Below are 1,286 nucleotides of genomic sequence, written 5' to 3' on the forward strand. Positions count from 1 at the left end.
CCGATTCCTAAGACATAACCAAATTTTTGAGCAGTTTTTTGTGTTAATAAACATAAAAGAGGTGTTTTGAAGCATACAGGCACTACCATATCGGTAGCAGAAATGGTCAAAAATGATTTTTCTGTTACAAAACAACACGGAACTCGTTCTTTTAATAGCGTATGGCTAGATTCCTAATTAGTTATCCGTGTTAGTGTCTTTACAAGACTCTAAATGGCAGTAGCACAGACTGCTATAGTTCACTTGTTTCGGACTTATGATATTGCAAGTTTCTCATTGCTGCTCTTTGAATCTAACGGTTCCCATTTTCTGTTCTGTTTGCCTATGGCGAACATTCTTAGAACGAGTTTGAACTTAACGGCATTCAATGCCTTGCGTTTTGTGTCTGAATCTTGCTTACCTCCTAATTTACGGTTATAGAATGATTGTAACTCTGCATCATATTGTACTGCAACTGTGGCCGCCATGGATAGATCCGCTTTCGCCTGACCATCACTGCGTGCTGAAGGTCGGGGCCGCCATCTCACACTGGTGCCGGAAGTGCGGAAGTGCGGTGCCACGCCGACATAACTGGCATATTGCCTTGCTGTTTCAAAAGCGGTAAAGTTTCGAGTAATGACAATGACATTTATGGCATTGACGAAACCGATTCCTGGTATTGTCAGAAGATTCCAGTAAGTCGTGAAGAGACTTTCGTCTGTAACCAGCAACTTCTGTTCTTCCAACTCGATGTTTTCAATGTCATGGCTGAGTTTCTTGATGTAGCTATCATATAGCTGGGCGTCTTCCTTTGTGGTGCACAGCTGTCTTCTGTTCATGAAGCATGTACGTTGTTCTACCAGGAACTTACGCTCATTCATCAGTGCCTTGAGTCTCTGCATGGTCTTGTCCGGCATTTTATAAGGCTTGACACATTCTGTACCATTATAGCGATAGAGAAAGTCTGCAATCTTGGCAGAGTCAATCTTGTCGCTCTTGTCCTTGGGTCCCATGGGATAATGCTTTATCACATGGGTGGAGAGCATGCAGAACTGATACTTCCTGGCATTAAGAAACTTCTCCAGTTCCATGGAGTAGCTGCCGGTGAACTCCATTCCAAAGAGACAGTTCGAGAGAACCACATGATTCTTCTTGAGCCATGTGCACATTTCGCCAAATCCCTTGCGGGAATTGTTGAATACATCGTGAGGAAAGTCCTTAATTGGGGTTCCTTCACAGAAAATTGATACGTCAATGACATTTTTTGAGATGTCGATGCCGATAAATGATTTATTTTTCATACCTTT

1 protein-coding gene is annotated in these 1,286 nt (G+C 42.5%); it reads right to left on the reverse strand.

Features of this window, described 5'->3' with window-relative positions; translation table 11 throughout:
• Window positions 1-254: 254 nt before the first annotated feature.
• The coding region (locus tag F7D73_RS00420; protein ID WP_228117585.1) for an IS110 family transposase at window positions 255-1,286 on the reverse strand (1,032 nt) is incomplete at its 5' end.

This window comes from Segatella copri, assembly GCF_009494395.1.
Lineage (GTDB): Bacteria > Bacteroidota > Bacteroidia > Bacteroidales > Bacteroidaceae > Prevotella.